13 protein-coding genes and 2 pseudogenes are annotated in these 16,187 nt (G+C 64.1%); 8 read left to right on the top strand and 7 right to left on the bottom strand.

The window, feature by feature from the left end; translation table 11 throughout:
* The first annotated feature begins 323 nt into the window (after positions 1 to 323).
* The gene (gene serC / locus ACF0H6_RS17115; RefSeq protein ID WP_395250713.1) at positions 324 to 1,454 is read left to right on the top strand and encodes a phosphoserine transaminase; all 1,131 of its coding nucleotides are present in this window, start codon (positions 324 to 326) and stop codon (positions 1,452 to 1,454) included.
* An 89-nt stretch (positions 1,455 to 1,543) separates the two neighbouring features.
* Here the strand turns inward: serC and ACF0H6_RS17110 are convergent, their stop codons facing one another.
* Genes ACF0H6_RS17110 through ACF0H6_RS17100 form a run of 3 tightly spaced genes read right to left on the bottom strand, consistent with a single transcriptional unit; the run spans position 1,544 to position 3,856 of the window.
* Positions 1,544 to 2,845: an MFS transporter gene (locus tag ACF0H6_RS17110; RefSeq protein WP_395250712.1), complete on the bottom strand. Its 1,302-nt coding sequence runs from the start codon at positions 2,843 to 2,845 to the stop codon at positions 1,544 to 1,546.
* A 44-nt stretch (positions 2,846 to 2,889) separates the two neighbouring features.
* Entirely contained in the window at positions 2,890 to 3,465 is a 576-nt protein-coding gene (locus ACF0H6_RS17105) for a DUF3027 domain-containing protein (RefSeq protein WP_395250711.1), read from the bottom strand.
* Positions 3,466 to 3,472: 7 nt separating this feature from the next.
* Positions 3,473 to 3,856, bottom strand: a complete 384-nt coding sequence (locus ACF0H6_RS17100; RefSeq protein ID WP_395250710.1) for a cold-shock protein — start codon at positions 3,854 to 3,856, stop codon at positions 3,473 to 3,475.
* A gap of 231 nt (positions 3,857 to 4,087) precedes the next feature.
* Here ACF0H6_RS17100 and ACF0H6_RS17095 point away from each other — a divergent pair, with 231 nt between their 5' ends.
* From ACF0H6_RS17095 to ACF0H6_RS17085, 3 genes and pseudogenes are all read left to right on the top strand, one after another.
* The gene (locus tag ACF0H6_RS17095) at positions 4,088 to 4,303 is read left to right on the top strand and encodes a hypothetical protein (protein WP_395250709.1); all 216 of its coding nucleotides are present in this window, start codon (positions 4,088 to 4,090) and stop codon (positions 4,301 to 4,303) included.
* Positions 4,304 to 4,352: 49 nt separating this feature from the next.
* A pseudogene (locus tag ACF0H6_RS17090) lies at positions 4,353 to 6,814 on the top strand (helicase-associated domain-containing protein).
* A 10-nt stretch (positions 6,815 to 6,824) separates the two neighbouring features.
* Positions 6,825 to 8,468, top strand: a complete 1,644-nt coding sequence (locus ACF0H6_RS17085) for a DNA repair helicase XPB (RefSeq protein WP_395250708.1) — start codon at positions 6,825 to 6,827, stop codon at positions 8,466 to 8,468.
* 11 nt (positions 8,469 to 8,479) lie between these two features.
* On the opposite strand, the gene ACF0H6_RS17080 is transcribed toward ACF0H6_RS17085, so the two are convergent.
* Together ACF0H6_RS17080 and ACF0H6_RS17075 are read right to left on the bottom strand one after the other, a co-directional pair.
* Positions 8,480 to 8,674 (bottom strand): hypothetical protein, encoded by a 195-nt coding sequence (locus ACF0H6_RS17080; protein WP_395250707.1) that lies wholly within the window; start codon positions 8,672 to 8,674, stop codon positions 8,480 to 8,482.
* Between the two features lie 109 nt (positions 8,675 to 8,783).
* Positions 8,784 to 9,692: a LysR family transcriptional regulator ArgP gene (locus tag ACF0H6_RS17075; protein WP_395250706.1), complete on the bottom strand. Its 909-nt coding sequence runs from the start codon at positions 9,690 to 9,692 to the stop codon at positions 8,784 to 8,786.
* Between the two features lie 69 nt (positions 9,693 to 9,761).
* Here ACF0H6_RS17075 and ACF0H6_RS17070 point away from each other — a divergent pair, with 69 nt between their 5' ends.
* From ACF0H6_RS17070 to ACF0H6_RS17055, 4 genes and pseudogenes are all read left to right on the top strand, one after another.
* Positions 9,762 to 10,412, top strand: a complete 651-nt coding sequence (locus ACF0H6_RS17070; RefSeq protein ID WP_395250705.1) for a LysE/ArgO family amino acid transporter — start codon at positions 9,762 to 9,764, stop codon at positions 10,410 to 10,412.
* A gap of 86 nt (positions 10,413 to 10,498) precedes the next feature.
* Positions 10,499 to 11,209: a response regulator transcription factor gene (locus ACF0H6_RS17065; RefSeq protein WP_395250704.1), complete on the top strand. Its 711-nt coding sequence runs from the start codon at positions 10,499 to 10,501 to the stop codon at positions 11,207 to 11,209.
* A 2-nt stretch (positions 11,210 to 11,211) separates the two neighbouring features.
* Positions 11,212 to 12,638, top strand: a pseudogene (locus ACF0H6_RS17060) (sensor histidine kinase).
* A gap of 192 nt (positions 12,639 to 12,830) precedes the next feature.
* Complete coding sequence (locus ACF0H6_RS17055; protein ID WP_269997655.1) at positions 12,831 to 13,121, top strand: WXG100 family type VII secretion target; 291 nt, start codon at positions 12,831 to 12,833, stop codon at positions 13,119 to 13,121.
* 92 nt (positions 13,122 to 13,213) lie between these two features.
* On the opposite strand, the gene ACF0H6_RS17050 is transcribed toward ACF0H6_RS17055, so the two are convergent.
* Both ACF0H6_RS17050 and groL read right to left on the bottom strand, forming a co-directional pair.
* Positions 13,214 to 14,275: an RNase H family protein gene (locus tag ACF0H6_RS17050; RefSeq protein WP_395250703.1), complete on the bottom strand. Its 1,062-nt coding sequence runs from the start codon at positions 14,273 to 14,275 to the stop codon at positions 13,214 to 13,216.
* 139 nt (positions 14,276 to 14,414) lie between these two features.
* Complete coding sequence (gene groL, locus ACF0H6_RS17045) at positions 14,415 to 16,043, bottom strand: chaperonin GroEL (RefSeq protein WP_395250702.1); 1,629 nt, start codon at positions 16,041 to 16,043, stop codon at positions 14,415 to 14,417.
* Positions 16,044 to 16,187 lie beyond the last annotated feature (144 nt).

Raw genomic sequence — 16,187 nt, 5'->3', positions numbered from 1 at the left:
AGCACAGTATCTTGCGTATTTTCTACCGTACCGCAGCCGCCTTAGTGGTCGATCAGGTGGCCGGACCGCCGGCGGTCCCGGTCCGGGCGCCAGCTCCAAGCTTAGCTTATTTGGAATTACTCCGGATAATTTCCGCGCCTGTCGAGCGCCCGGTACGCCGTGCCATCCTGTGCCCGGCGAAACAATTGCTTTCCACGTGGTGGACTATGACAGCTTCGTTTCTGCCCGGGCGTGCAGGGTCAGGCAGAATTGGGAAGTCGAAGGGGGCAGCTTGCCACCTGCCACGACCCATCTAGGCCGCTACTTCACCATTGGAGCATCCCGTGAGCGACAACAGCATCACTATCCCTGCCGATTTGCTGCCCAAGGACGGCCGCTTCGGCGCCGGCCCCTCCAAGGTCCGCCCGGAGCAGATCGAGGCCCTCTCCGCGGCCTCGGCAACGATCCTCGGTACCTCTCACCGCCAGGCACCGGTCAAGAACCTGGTGGGGTCCGTCCGCGAAGGCCTGAGCCAGTTCTTCCGTGCACCCGAGGGCTACGAGGTGATTCTCGGTGTCGGCGGCTCCACCGCGTTCTGGGACATCGCCAGCTTCGGCTTGGTGGAAAAGAAGGCCCAGCACCTCTCCTTTGGCGAGTTCGGCTCCAAGTTCGCCTCAGCCACCAACAAGGCCCCCTTCCTCGAGGCCTCGTCCATCATCAAATCGGAACCCGGAACGCGTCCGGTTTCCCAGGCCGAGGCAGGCGTGGACGTGTACGCATGGCCGCAGAACGAAACGTCCACGGGCGTGGCCGCCCCGGTCAAGCGGGTCCAGGGCGGCGACGACGGCGCGCTGATCCTGGTGGACGCGACCTCTGCAGCCGGCGGCCTGGATGTCGATGTTGCTGAAGCCGACGTGTACTACTTCGCACCGCAAAAGAACTTCGCCTCCGACGGCGGCCTGTGGCTCGGCCTCTTCTCCCCCGCAGCCCTCGAGCGAGCCGCCCGCATCAAGGCAAGTGGCCGCTGGATCCCCGATTTCCTGGATCTCCAGACGGCCATCGACAACTCGAAGCTCAACCAGACCTACAACACGCCGTCCCTGTCCACTCTAGTGACTCTGGACGCGCAGGTTCAGTGGCTCAACAGCAATGGCGGCCTGGACTTCGCTTCCGGACGCACGGGAGACTCCGCGAGCCGCATCTACAACTGGGCCGAGGCCTCCGAGTACGCCACCCCGTTCGTGGCCAAGGCCGAGGACCGCTCCAACGTCATTGCCACGATCGACTTCGATGATTCGATCGACGCCGCGGCCATCGCCAAGGTGCTGCGCGCCAACGGAATCGTTGACACGGAGCCGTACCGCAAGCTGGGCCGCAACCAACTGCGCATCGCCACCTTCGTGGCCATCGACCCGGACGATGTTTCGGCGCTGCTCGCCAGCATCGACTTCGTGGTAGGCGAACTGAAGAAGTAACGGGCCGACCTACGCCTGAAGCGCCGACGGGAACCTTCCCGCCGGCGCTTTTGGCTAATAGGCGCTGTTCGATTGAAGGGCGCAGCCCGTTACGTGAACTGCGGGTCGCCGTCGTCGTCCCCGCCTTGGACTGGCCGGCTCTCCAGACGGAAGAACCGCAATCCGCGGGCGCTTCGATCGAAGCGGAGCCTCAGTTGCCGGGCGCGGACGATCCAAATGATGCCGACGACGGCGGTGCTGGCGCCGGCGGCTGCAGCGACGCCGACAGCCCAGCGGGGCCCGGCCACGTTGGACACCCAGCCGACAAAGGGCGCCCCGATGGGGGTTCCACCCATGAAGATGGCCATGTAGAGCGCCATGACCCTGCCGCGCATGACAGGTTCCGTTGTTGACTGCACATAGCCGTTGGCGCTCGTGATCATGGTCAAGGCGAACAGCCCGCACGGAATCAGGGCCAAGGCAAACATGGTGTAATTCGGGGCCAAGGCAGCGCAGCCACTCGCGATGCCGAACCCGCCGGATGCCGCGAAGATGAGCCGCATCCGCGGCCGGCCACGCCGGGCGGCCAGCAGCGCGCCCGCGACCGAGCCGATTGCCATGATGGAGTTGAGCAGCCCGAAGGCGCCCGCGTCCATGCCGAATTCCGTCCCGACCATGGCCGCAATGAAGAGGACGAAGTTCAAGCCGAAGGTGCCCATGATGAAGATCGCGACCAGGACCACCATGATGTCCGGCCGGTTGCGCACGTAGCGGAGTCCTTCACGGATGCGGCCTTTGCCAGCGGCCGCCCGCGGCTGGACGCGCAGGGTTGCGAGGGGGATGGCCCGGATTGCGCCAAGCATCGCTAGGAACGTCAGGGTGTTGATCATGAACACCCAGCCCGGACCCACGGCAACTGTCAAAATGCCGGCCACGGCCGGACCGATCATGCGGGCCACGTTGAAGGAGGCGCTATTCAGGGCCACGGCATTGGCGAGGTAGTCATCCGTGACCAGCTCCGAGACGAAGGTCTGGCGAACGGGAGCGTCAAGGGCCGAGACAATGCCGAGCAACAGTGCGAATACATAGACATGCCACAACTGCGCGGCGCCGCTGAGCACCAGGATTCCTAATCCAGCGCTCAGCAGAGCCATGGCCGACTGTGTCATGACCAAGAGCCTGCGCCGGCTGTAGCGGTCGGCGAGCAGTCCGGCCAGTGGGGCCAGGAACAGCTGCGGACCCAATTGGAGGGCCAAGGTAACGCCCATGGCGCCGGCATCGTGGTTGCTCAGATGGGCAAAAACCAGCCAGTCCTGAGCTGTCCGCTGCATCCACGTGCCGATGTTGGAAACAAGGGCGCCGAGGAACCAAATGCGGTAGTTAAGGACACCCAGCGACTTGAAGGTGGACATTAGGTTCCACCTTCAAAGAATTGACTCGCTGGGTCCCTCAACGGCTAGTCAGCCTCGATTTCGTCGTCGTCCGCTTCTTCGGCGTCAGCGTCGCTGTCCCCATTGCCGGAGCTGTCCCCATCAACAGAGCTGCCTTCAGCAAGGGCGTCCTCGCCCTGCTCCTCAGCCGCTTCGTCCTCAGGACGGACGCGCTTTGCCCAAGGAACCCATTCCGGCGCGAGGATCGAGTCCTCCGACGGCAGCAGGCCGAGCTCACTGACCGTGACAACTTTTGAACGCGAGTTGCGGGTCACGACGGCGTACCACTGCCAACCGCCGTAACCGGCGAGTTGCGATTCGAACAGGTGCGTGACGAGGCGTTCACCTTCAGAGCGCGCAGCAATGGGCGGCCCTACTTCACCCGGATTTGCGATGGATTCCACGGCATTGCGGGCGACGTCGACGGCGGCCGCCAGGAAGGCATCCGGCTTGCCGACCCGCCACACAGGGATGCCGGTGCGAGGTTTCGCCGCGGCCGGCTTCCGCTCAGCGGGGCCAGCCGTTCTTGCCGTTCCTGCCGCTCCAGCAACGGCATCAAATCCGGCCACTTCAGGAACGGCTTCTGCGGATTCCGATGTCATGGCAGTTTTAGGCTTCCAGCTCGTCGGCAACCTTGCGGAGGGCTGCGGCGATGGCCTTCCCCTTGGCACCCTCGGGGTACTTGCCGGCGGACAACGTGCCCGAAAGGTTGTCGAGGACGGAAACGAGATCCTGCACCACTGGCGCGAGCTCACGGGCGTTCATGCGCTTGGCCTTGGCGATGGACGGCAACTTGTCCAGCACGCGCAAGCCCAGCGCCTGGGCTCCCCTGCGGCCGTCGGCAACGCCGAACTCAACACGGGTCCCTGCCTTGAGCTCCGCTACGCCCTCGGGCAGCGCGGATTTGGGGAGGAATACTTCCTGGCCATCCTCTGCAGCGAGGAATCCGAAGCCTTTGTCCTTGTCATACCACTTGACCTTGCCGGTGGGCACGTAATCAACCTTCTTCGTTCTTACTTTGGGAGACACGTCCGGCACGTCACCGCATCCGCAGGATACTGCGGGAATAGGGGTAACTGCCTGGTCCGTGTTGGTCTATTGCTTCAAGGTTATCCTGCCCGGCCACGGATTCGCGCTTTGGGTCCGCGAACGAACATCCCGCCGCCCTTGTTCACCCCGGACACAGAGGACCGGATGGGGTGCGGGACTGTTAGCGTTGCTTACATGATTCCCCACGGCTACCGCCGCCCGCTCGTGATCGTTGCCGCCGTCGTCGCGGTCTTGTCCTTGGCAGCCGTGGCCGCTGTGATGGCGATCGCTTTGGGCAACAACGTGGCGCCGGTCTGGGTGACATCCACCGCTCTGTACGGGCTGCCGGTCGCCTTTATTTTGATGGCAGCGTTGGTGCTCGACTCGGTGTGGGCACGGCGTCGGCAATGAGCCGCCGGAAAGCCCGACGGCGGGCCCGGCTGGCGGTAACGTTGAACTGATGTCCCTCATTCGCGCGCTCAGCAAGGAACTGGAAGCGCGCAGCGACGATTCGCTGCGGGCCTTGTTTGCCGCGCGGCCGGACCTCATCTCCCCCATCGCCCCGGACTTCGCGGCACTCGCAGCGAGGGCGAGCGCACGGGTCAGCGTGCAACGGGCCCTCGAACGGCTCAACAAGCCGGAAATGCAGGTACTGGAGACCCTGCACCTCTGCACCAACGCCGACACGGGCCACAGCGCCTCCGCGGCGGGATTGAAAAAGTGCATCAACGGCAGCACGCTTGCCGCCCTTGAACCGATTTTGAACAAACTCCAGGATCTGGCACTCATCCACCGCGCCGATCCGCCAGCCACAGTGCACAATCCCGGACGGCAACGCTTCTACCTACCCGTGGGCAGCCTCAAGGACGTCATCGGGATCTACCCTGCCGGTTTGGGCCGCAGCTACACCGAGCTGGTCCGGCTGCAACCGGCCTTCGCCCAGCGCATAGTTCAGCTCGTTTCCGAGCTTCACCAGAGTGGGGCTAACGTCCTGGCTGCCACAACCCCGATGGACGCGGCACTGGCATTGCAGCGCTGGACGTCGACGCCGGAGAATCTCGAGCACATCCTCTCCGAAGCCCCGCTGCGCACCCGTCCTCTTCTCAACAAGTTCGGCGGCTGGGCCATGGGTGCCGTACCGCAGGCGCAGCGGAAGGCCTCGGTGCTGCATGAAGGCCGCGACGTCGGACCCGTGGACTGGCTCTTGGCCCGCGGCCTGCTTGTCCCCTTGGACGCCAGCCATGTCGAGCTGCCGCACAGCGTCGGTTTATCCCTGCGCGGCGGCGCAATCGTTGACCATTTCACCCTGAAACCCCCCGTGCCGGAACTGGGCCAGACAAGCGCCGCCCTGCGCCGGAACGCCGCCATGGGTGCCATCGCCGAGATACTCCGGCTGGTGGGCGAACTCCTGCATGCGGTCCGGGAGCAGCCCGTGGTTACCCTGCGCAGCGGCGGGGTAGGAATCCGTGAGCTCAGGCGCCTGGCCGACGGCCTCCGCCTGGAAATGTCCGAGACTGCCCTGATCCTGGAGCTTTGCGCCCTCTCCGGCTTGCTGCGCCTCGACGTGGACAGCTCCACCTGGGTCCAGCCGCCGTCATTGGAATGGCTCACGCTCCCCCGCCAAGAACAGTGGCTCTGGCTGGTCAACGCCTGGCTTGCGAGCGAGCGCGCTCCGTCGCTTGTGGGGCAGACACTCCCCGTCCCGGCGCCCACAGGATCGCGTTCGGGCTCCGCAGGAAACGCCATCAACGCATTGTCCGCCGAGGCCCAACGCCCCGATGCTCCCTGGTCCGCAAGCGGATCCTCGAGATCCTCGACGAGCTCACCCGGGAGGTCGTGGCACCGGACGGCAAGGCCCCGGTGCTCGACGCCGAAGCCGTCATGGAACGTGCCGAATGGAGCCAGCCCAGGATGTCGCGGCGGTTCAGCTCCCTGGTCCGGGGCATCCTCCACGAGGCGGAAATCCTGGGGCTTATGGGTTCGGGAGCCCTCACCCAGCTAGGTTCCGCGATTGCCGCCGAAGAGCCAGAGCTGGCGCTCAGCATCCTTGGCGAACACTTGCCTGCTGCGGTCAACCACGTCTTGCTCCAGGCAGACCTGACCGCCGTCGCCCCGGGATACCTGGCGCCTGAATTGAGCGAAAAACTGCTCCTCATGGCAGAGGCCGAAGGCAAAGGACCGGCCACCATCTTCCGTTTCTCCGGAGATTCGATCCGGCGGGCGCTCGATGCCGGCCAGGATGCCGAGACCATCCTCGCGTTCCTGCGCGCCCACTCCGCCACCGACGTTCCACAACCGCTCCAATACCTGATCAAGGACATCGCCTCGCGGCACGGCAGGCTTCGCGTCGCCAGTAGCCCTAGCTTCATCCAGAGCGATGACGAGGCCGCGATTGCCGAACTCGTCCACGAGCCGGGTGCCGCAAGCCTGGGCCTTGTCCGGATCGCCCCCACCGTGCTGACCTCCTCGGCGAGCCCGCGGGAAACCGCGAGGGTGCTGCGCGAGCTGGGACTGTCGCCTGCCGTGCAAGAGGCCGAGTCCGCCGTCGTGCGCTACAAGAGGACGACGGCGGTGGCGGGCAGCGTCCGCCCCGTTTACACGGCGCCGAGGATTGCACCACCGGCCGACGACGTCGACGCCCAACTTGCCGTGCTCAGGCACCATCGCGGGGTCCAGAGCGAGTCGACGGGTGAGGCGGCAACGCAACTGGGACTCGAAACGTTGCAGAGGGCCATCCGCCTCAAGCAAGCGGTCACGATGAATGTGGTTGACGGCTTGGGGAATTCCAACACCGAGACAGTTGTTCCCGTATCTGTGTCCGGCGGGCGCGTCCGGGTGTTCGACGCCGCGAGGGACACAGAAAAAGTCTTGTCCATCCACCGCATTATCGACGTGGAACCGGTGGGCGATCCGCACAAGTGAGGAACAGATAGTGAGCGACGGTCCGCTGATCGTACAGAGCGACAAAACCATCCTGCTGGAAGTCGACCACGAGCTCGCCACCGAGGCCCGGCACGCGATTGCGGCGTTCGCCGAACTGGAACGCGCCCCCGAACACGTCCATAGCTACCGGCTCACCCCGTTGGGCCTATGGAATGCACGCGCCGCGGGGCTCGACGCCGAGAAAGTTCTCGACACACTGCTGCGCTACTCCCGTTTCCCGGTTCCGCACTCGCTGTTGATTGATATCGAAGAGACGATGTCCCGCTATGGCCGGTTGCGCCTGGAGAAGGACCCACAGCACGGATTGGTCATGCGGACCAACGACTACCCGGTGCTCGAGGAAGTCATCCGGGCCAAGAAAATCGCACCGCTGCTGGGGCCAAGGATCGACGGCGAAACGGTGGTGGTGCATTCTTCCCAGCGTGGGCAGCTCAAGCAGTTGTTGCTCAAGCTCGGGTGGCCGGCCGAGGACCTCGCTGGCTACGTGGACGGTACCCCGCATCTGATCGCTTTGAACGAGGACGGCTGGCACCTGCGGCCCTATCAGAAACTTGCCACGGAGAACTTCTGGGCGGGCGGCAGCGGCGTGGTGGTCCTGCCTTGCGGCGCGGGCAAGACACTGGTGGGCGCGGCCGCCATGGCCACGAGTTCCACCACCACGCTGATCCTGGTGACCAACACGGTCGCGGCCCGGCAATGGAAGGACGAGCTCCTCAAACGGACCTCCTTGACGGAGGAGGAGATTGGCGAGTATTCCGGCGCGGTCAAGGAAGTCCGGCCTGTCACGATCGCCACTTACCAGGTCCTGACCACGAAGCGCGGAGGCCTCTACCCGCACCTGGAGCTCGTCGACGGGCACGACTGGGGACTCATCATCTATGACGAGGTCCATCTCCTGCCAGCCCCGATTTTCCGGATGACCGCGGACCTGCAGGCTCGGCGGAGGCTCGGTTTGACCGCTACCCTTGTGCGCGAGGACGGGCGGGAGGGCGAAGTTTTCAGCCTGATCGGCCCCAAGCGCTACGACGCTCCGTGGAAGGACATCGAGGCCCAGGGCTACATTGCTCCAGCTGACTGCGTGGAGGTCCGCGTGGACCTTCCCCGGGATGAGCGCGTGGCCTACGCGATGGCGGAGGATGCGGACAAGTACCGTTTGTGCGCGACGTCGGAAACCAAGACGCAGCTGGTGGAGCAGTTGGTGGCTCTGCGCCAGGATGAGCAGTTACTGGTGATCGGCCAATACATCGACCAACTGGACGAGATCGGCGAGCGCCTGAATGCGCCGGTGATCAAAGGCGAGACCACCGTGAAGGTGCGGCAGAAACTGTTTGATGCTTTCCGCGCGGGCGAGATCAAGACCCTCGTGGTGTCTAAAGTGGCCAACTTCTCGATCGACCTTCCCGAGGCATCGGTGGCCATCCAGGTGTCGGGTTCTTTCGGTTCCCGGCAGGAAGAGGCGCAAAGATTGGGACGCTTGCTCCGCCCGAAGCAGGACGGGCGTGCGGCACGCTTCTACTCGTTGGTTGCCAGGGACACCCTGGACCAGGACTTTGCGGCGAGGCGGCAACGTTTCCTCGCCGAGCAGGGCTACGCGTACCGGATCATGGACGCCAAGGACGTAGCCGCCGGGTAGGCCTGTTCCAGCTATGCGACCAGTTGTTGCGCGCGCTCCTGGGTGGCCAACACGGCGTCGACGACGGCCCACGCTTCTTCATCCGCGAGCTGAGCGTTGGCAAACCTTTCGGCGGCGGTCTGGTCGTTGAATGCCTCGCACTCAACGCGGCCGGAGAGCGTGTCCAGATAGGTGACGTGGAACTCGGTGGCTTGAATGTTTTCCATGGCTCCAGTGTGAAACCGGCCTGCGACAATTTAGGCCTGTGCCCGCGGCGTGTTGGCTTTTGGCCGCCAGATCTGCAGGAGCGTTCCCTGCAGATCCCTGCCCAACGGCTCAGGCCGGGCGCAGCACTTCCGCCGCGGTGCTGCGTACAGCGTCCGTCACGGCGTCCAGTATCCGCGACGGCGTCCGCCACCGTTGCCAGTACAAGGGCACGTCCAACGGCCGCTCGGGCGCGAGTTCCACCAGGTATCCATCGGCGATGTCCCGGCCGCATTGGGCTTCAGGCAGCAGTCCCCACCCGAGCCCCAGGCGGATGGCTTCGGCAAACTCCTGGCTTGACGGAACGTAATGGCGCGGTCCTGCCGGCTCCATCCCCCGCCCGGCGCCGCCCATGCGTTCCAGGAAACGGTGCTGGTACTCATCTTTGCGGTCAAAGTCCACGGCAGGAGCTGCACTCAGGCTGGCGGCATTGACCCCGTCGGGAAGCCACCGGGCCCGGAATCCTTGGGTGGTGACGGCAAGGTAGCGCATGCTTCCCAACGGCTCCACCCGGCAGCCTTGTACCGGCTCGGGAGTCGCGGTCACGGCGGCCATCACCGTTCCGGCGCGCAGCATGGACGTTGAATACTGTTCGTCGTCCCGGTGAAGATCGAAGACAGCATTCAGCTCCGAAGGTACCCGCGTCAGGGCTTTGAGGAACCAGACAGACAGGGAATCCGCATTGACCACGATGGGCACCGAGACCATCGGCGACTCGCCAGGCATGCCCAGTTCCAGCTCGGCGTCGACCTCCAATTGGGCGAGTTGCCGCGCGAGCCGGAGTACCACTTGTCCGGACTCCGTGGCCTGGACCGGATTGCTGCGCTGCAGCAGCACGCGCCCGGACGCCTGCTCCAGCGCCTTGAGGCGTTGAGAGACGGCCGACGGCGTGATGTTCAGCGATCGGGCGGCCGCGTCAAGAGTGCCCTCGGTAAGCACGGCGGCGAAGGTATGCAGCTGTTCAGAAGAGAATCTGGCCATAAGCTGATCTTACGATGCCTAAGAATGTTTAGCTGGACTAATGCTGAAGGTGAAACTTAGCCTCGAAGTATGAACTCCCCCGACATCTTCCACGCCGCCGGCCTTGGCCTCGGTACTGGCCTTGCCCTCATTGTCGCCATTGGCGCGCAGAACGCTTTCGTCCTGCGGCAGGGAATCCGCGGCGAGCATGTCTGGCAAATCGTTGCCGTATGCGCAGTCTCCGACGCCGTGCTCATCGCGGCGGGGGTACTCGGCACAGGTGCCCTGCTCACCGCGGCGCCTGCCGCCGTCGTCGTTCTCCGTTTTGTGGGTGCGGCATTCCTTGTCACCTACGGAGTGATGGCGGCGCGGCGGATCCTCAGGCCGCAAGCGCTCGTGACCACGGGGGCCGGGTCATCGGTGCCCGAGCCCACAGCAGCCGGCCGTAAGGGGCTGGGGGCCGCGCTGGCGACCGTCCTGGCACTCACGTGGCTCAACCCCCACGTCTACCTGGATACCGTGGTGCTGTTGGGATCCGTCGCCAACGCGCAAGGGGCCGGGCTGCAATGGTGGTTCGGCGCCGGAGCCATGGCGGGCAGCGTTTTGTGGTTCAGTTCGCTCGGCTTCGGGGCGAAACTGCTGCGCGGATTCTTTGCCCGCCCGGCGTCGTGGCGGATACTCGACGGCACCATTGCTGTGACCATGGTGGGGCTCGGCGTCGGACTGGCCATGGGCACCTGAGTGCCAAGCCAGATAACCACGGCACCCCGATAATTCTCCCAACAAGCTTCCAGTCAACTCCCAGAAACTGGGAGCATCATGAATGTATGAAAAAGAACGGCCCCGAAGCCAAGCTGCTCGTCGTAGACGACGAACCCAACATCCGTGAGCTGCTCTCCACCTCGCTGCGCTTTGCTGGCTTTGAGGTCGTTGCGGCGTCGAACGGCCGCGAAGCCCTCGCTGCCGCCGATCTCCACGCGCCCGATCTTGCGGTGCTGGACGTCATGCTGCCCGACATGGACGGGTTCACCGTTACCCGCCGCCTTCGGGCCGCCGGAAAGCATTTCCCTGTCCTGTTCCTGACCGCCAAGGACGACACGGAAGACAAAGTCACGGGCCTGACCGTGGGCGGCGACGACTACGTCACGAAGCCATTCAGTCTGGACGAAGTGGTGGCGCGGATCCGCGCCGTCCTGCGCCGGACCCAGCCCATGGAAGACGACGACGCCGTCATCCGCGTGGATGACCTGAAGCTCGACGACGACGCCCACGAGGTCCGCCGCGGCGGCACCATCATCGAGCTGTCCCCCACCGAGTTCAAACTCCTGCGCTACCTCATGCTGAACCCCAACCGGGTGCTCTCCAAGGCGCAGATCCTGGACCACGTCTGGGAGTACGACTTCAACGGCGACGCCTCGATCGTGGAGTCCTACATTTCCTACCTCCGGCGCAAGGTGGACATTGATCCGGACGCCGCTGCCTTGATCCAGACCAAACGTGGCGTTGGCTACGTGCTGCGGACGGCCGAGAAGCGCTGACCTTGTTGAACCGTTGGAAATCTGCGTCACTGAGGACACAGCTGGTCGCCATCATCATGGGCCTGCTGCTCCTCGCCCTGGCCGCGACAGGCGCCGGAACACTGACGCTGGTCAAGAGCTACCTTCAAGGGCAAGTGGACGACAAGCTCAAGGCCGCGGTCCAGCTCGCCCAACAGCAGCAGTCTTTCGCCAACCTGTCTGAGCCCAACCCCGCCGTGCCCACGGACTACTCCCTGACGCTATATGTCCAGGGCCAGCAGCCCTACTCGTTCGGCGGCAGCAAGACCGATCGGCCGAGCATCGCCAACATCAGTCCCACTGAGGCCAAGAACCGCAACTACGCACCGTTCCAGGTAAGCGGCACAACGGGCGGCGACTGGCGCGTCGTCGCGGTCAACGTGGTAGACAATCGGACCGGACAAAACGCCGTAGTGATTGTCGGGCTCCCCCTGTCCCCCGTTGACAAGGTCATGGAACACGCCACGCTGGTGGTGGTCGGCGTGGGGCTCCTCACCCTGGTGCTCGCCTTCTTTATCGCCACCTGGACGGTGGCCCGCTCCTTCCGTCCGCTCTCCCGCGTGGAAAAGACCGCAGCCGACATCGCCGCAGGCGATCTTTCGCGTCGCGTCGAGATCGAAAACCCCGTCACCGAGGTCGGCCGCCTAGGCGGCTCCCTCAACGCGATGCTCGCGCACATCGAAGCGTCCTTCGCCGCACGCGCAGCGTCCGAAGCCAGCGACTGCGGCGCTTCGCTGCCGATGCGTCCCACGAGCTGCGTACCCCTTTGGTGACTATCCGCGGTTTCTCCGAGCTCTACCGCCACGGGGCCCTGACTACGCCTGAAGATGTAGGCACGGCCATGGGCAGGATCGAGAGCGAAGCCAAACGCATGGGATCCATGGTGGAAGACCTGCTTCTGCTCGCCCGCCTGGATGAACAAAGGCCCCTGCAGCTCAAACCTGTGGACCTGCAATTGCTCGCGAACGACGCGGTAGTGGACTCCCACGCGACGTCCGGCGAGCGAAAGATTTCACTGACAGGGCTCGACGGCGGGGCGGCGGCGCCTGCCCCGGTCCAAGGTGACGAGGCCAAGCTCCGGCAGGTCTTGGGAAATCTGGTGGGGAACGCCCTGCGTTACACCCCCGAAGGAACGCCGATCGAGCTCGCGGTGGGGGTGCGGAACACTCCGTCCGGCATGTTGTCCGTCCTCGAAGTGCGGGACCACGGCAGCGGCATCCCGGCCGAGGAATTGCCCCGGATTTTCGAGCGCTTCTACCGGGCGGATACTTCCCGTACGCGGGAGACCGGTGGCAGCGGCCTCGGGCTCGCCATCGTGGCGGCCATCGTGGGCTCGCATAGCGGTACGGTCAGGGTCGAAGAGACCGACGGCGGCGGGGCAACCCTGTCTGTCAGCCTCCCTTTCCAGTGACGAGATGTCCGAGATGCCTGAAGACGTGAGTATTGCTGAAGGCGTTGCCGAGGCGGAGGTCTCTGACTAGCGCGAGTTATCCACATAGGAAGGTTCGGCTCTGGCAAGGTCTTTAGACGGCTTTTAGGCTCGTTTTGTGGACCACACGCCAGCCGCACCTGCGGACACCTTTAGTTGAAAGGCAACGCCCCTATGAGCGTTATCTCCGTCGATACAGAACTGCTCCAACTCAAGTCAGCCAACGTCAAGGCCACGGTGGATCGCATCAGCTCCGACGTGCAGGCCATGAAACGTGGTTTGGACGAGCTTCAGGCCACGTGGAAGGGATCGGCCGCCAACAATTTTCAGGCCCTCGTCTCAGAATGGACGCTGACCCAAAACAAGGTCGAGGCATCGCTGGCATCGATCAATCTGGCACTGTCCTCCGCCGCGGCAAGTTACCTGCAGACCGAGCAGGGCAACACGCAGCGGTTCAGCTACTAGCCGCTGCGGCAGGGAACCCACGGGATGAACGCTTCCTGCGGGTTCCAGACGCCTGGCCGCTACGGCGTGCCGTGTCTACTGCTTCCCCGAAACTACTTCTCCGGCGTCGACTGGTGGAAGCGCAAGCGCCACCGGCCGTCGTCCAGCAACCAGATCGAGCTCCGAAGTGCCGAGCCGGCTCGCCCATAACTTCTGTAGCTGAGCAGCACGGTGTTGTTGGAGATGCGGTCAGCCGAGATGACCTCAATCTCCTCAGCTTGCCTCGGGTCTTCCTCCATCGCCATCATGAGCTCATCGCGGGACCAGAACCGTCCCGAGCTGCCGATTTCAGTGAAGTCCGGGTGAAGCAGGATCCCCGTACGTCCGAGGTCTTCCCTGACTTCCGGCCTCAGGAGTTCCCTCTCCAGAAGGATGACGGTTTCTTCGTCAGAGCGACCGCCATTCTGGCCGAGCGCCGCAACGTCTTCATATTCAGCGAACAGAGTGGGCTCGGTGAACACCTCTTGCCCAGCTTTCAGCTCCGACTCGATGGAAAGGTCCTGACCGCCAAACAATGTGAGGTCTTCCTCGGGGCCGTCGGCATCTTCATCGGCATCGTCGAAAAGGGAAGGCGCTTCCACGGGTACACCCTGGGGCGCTGAGACACCGGGCTGAGACCCACCGGAGGAGGATCGTGGAGCATCACCTGCTCCCGGATAGCCCGGCCCGCTCGGAACTGAGGTGCCCTGCTGAAATGCAGTGGCGACGGCCCGGGCCCGCTCATCGGCGGCCTCGTTGAGGTCGTGGCCGGCGTGCCCCTTGACCCACTCGAACGTGTATTTGCGGCCCACAATGGCCTTGTCGATGTCCTTGAGCAGATCGACGTTCAAGACGGGCTTTCCGTCAGCTTTGCGCCAGCCCTTGCGCTTCCATCCTGGCATCCATTTGGTGATGCAATTGATGACGTACTGGCTGTCGCAGAGAATCCTGAGCTCTTCATTTGGAACATGTGCCGTGGCCCGGAAGAGATCCAGCACCGCCATGAGCTCGCCTTGGTTGTTGGTTCCGTGCGGCCACCCGCCGGCCCTCCAGCAAGAGTCGTCCACGTACCAGGCCCAACCGGCAGGCCCGGGATTGCCGAGGGCAGAACCATCGGCTGCAGCAATAATCGTCATGGTTTCCATCCTGCCAGACCGCCCCGACACTTCCGCCCTCCCCCACAAAGGTGAGCGAGCGTCCGTTAACGGCGACGGCGGCCCCCACCTGAGGTGGGAACCGCCGTCGTGCGTGTGGCTAGTAGGCCAGCGCGGGGGCTTAGAAGCCGCCCATGCCGCCCATGTCGTCGCCGCCACCCATGGCCGGAGCGTTCTTCTCCGGCTTGTCGGCAACAACGGCCTCGGTGGTCAGGAACAGACCAGCGATGGAGGCAGCGTTCTGGAGGGCCGAGCGGGTGACCTTTACGGGGTCGTTGACGCCGGCAGCCAGCAGGTCCTCGTAAACGCCGGTTGCAGCGTTCAGACCGTGGCCCGACGGCAGGCCGCGGACCTTGTCGATAACAACGCCCGGCTCGAGGCCAGCGTTGTAGGCGATCTGCTTGAGCGGAGCGTCAATGGCAACGCGGACGATGTTGGCGCCCGTTGCTTCGTCGCCTTCGAGCTGCAGGTTGGCGAACGCCTTGGCACCGGCCTGGATGAGGGCAACGCCACCACCGGCGACGATGCCTTCTTCAACGGCAGCCTTCGCGTTGCGGACTGCGTCCTCGATGCGGTGCTTGCGTTCCTTGAGCTCGACCTCGGTTGCGGCACCGGCCTTGATGACTGCAACGCCGCCGGCCAGCTTGGCCAGACGTTCCTGCAGCTTCTCGCGGTCGTAGTCGGAGTCGGAGTTCTCGATCTCGGCACGGATCTGAGCCACGCGACCGGCGATGGCGTCAGCGTCGCCGGCACCTTCGACGATGGTGGTCTCGTCCTTGGTGACAACTACCTTGCGGGCGTTGCCAAGCAGTTCGAGGGTTGCGTTCTCAAGGGACAGGCCGACCTCGGAGGAGATGACCTGGCCACCGGTGAGGATGGCGATGTCGGCGAGCTGTGCCTTGCGGCGGTCACCGAAGCCCGGAGCCTTGACGGCGACGGACTTGAAGGTGCCACGGATCTTGTTGACGATCAGGGTGGCCAGGGCCTCCCCCTCGATGTCTTCGGCGATGATCAGCAGCGGCTTGTTGGACTGCATGACCTTCTCCAGGACCGCAACGAGTTCCTTCACGTTGGAGATCTTGGAGTTGACGATCAGGATGTACGGGTCTTCGAGGACCGTTTCCTGGCGCTCAGCGTCGGTGACGAAGTAGGCGGAGATGTAACCCTTATCGAAGCGCATGCCTTCGGTGAGCTCAAGCTCCAGGCCGAAGGTGTTGGACTCCTCGACCGTGATGACGCCTTCCTTGCCGACCTTGTCCAGGGCTTCAGCAATGAGGTTACCGATTTCGGTATCGCCGGCAGAGATGGAAGCCGTGGCGGCGATCTCTTCCTTGGTCTCGATTTCCTTGGCGGACGTGAGCAGCTCGCGAATGACGGCTTCAACAGCCTTCTCGATGCCACGCTTCAGGGACAGCGGGTCGGCGCCGGCAGCTACGTTGCGCAGGCCTTCCTTGACCAGGGCCTGGGCCAGAACGGTTGCGGTGGTGGTACCGTCGCCAGCGACGTCATCCGTCTTCTTGGCAACTTCCTTGACCAGCTCCGCGCCGATCTTCTCGAACGGGTCGTCCAGTTCGATCTCCTTGGCGATGGAAACACCATCGTTGGTGATCGTGGGGGCGCCCCACTTCTTTTCGAGGACGACGTTGCGTCCACGCGGGCCGAGGGTGACCTTGACGGCGTCGGCGAGGATGTTCAGACCCCGCTCGAGACCGCGGCGTGCCTCTTCATCAAATGCAATGATCTTGGCCATAACGGCGGTAGTCCTTTCGGGACAGTCGTTACAGAAGGTGCCTTTACTGCGGTGCCCGCGACGGACGATCCTTCGCATTCGGCCTCTGTACGCCGCGTGGTCCGGATCTCACCCCAGCAAGGTGTTCTTTGTTCCCCCATGCAC

This window comes from Arthrobacter sp. NA-172 (genome assembly GCF_043952055.1).
Classification (GTDB): domain Bacteria; phylum Actinomycetota; class Actinomycetes; order Actinomycetales; family Micrococcaceae; genus Arthrobacter.
Note: the sequence above shows the minus strand (reverse complement) of the source record. Positions and strands in the feature narration are given on the sequence as shown.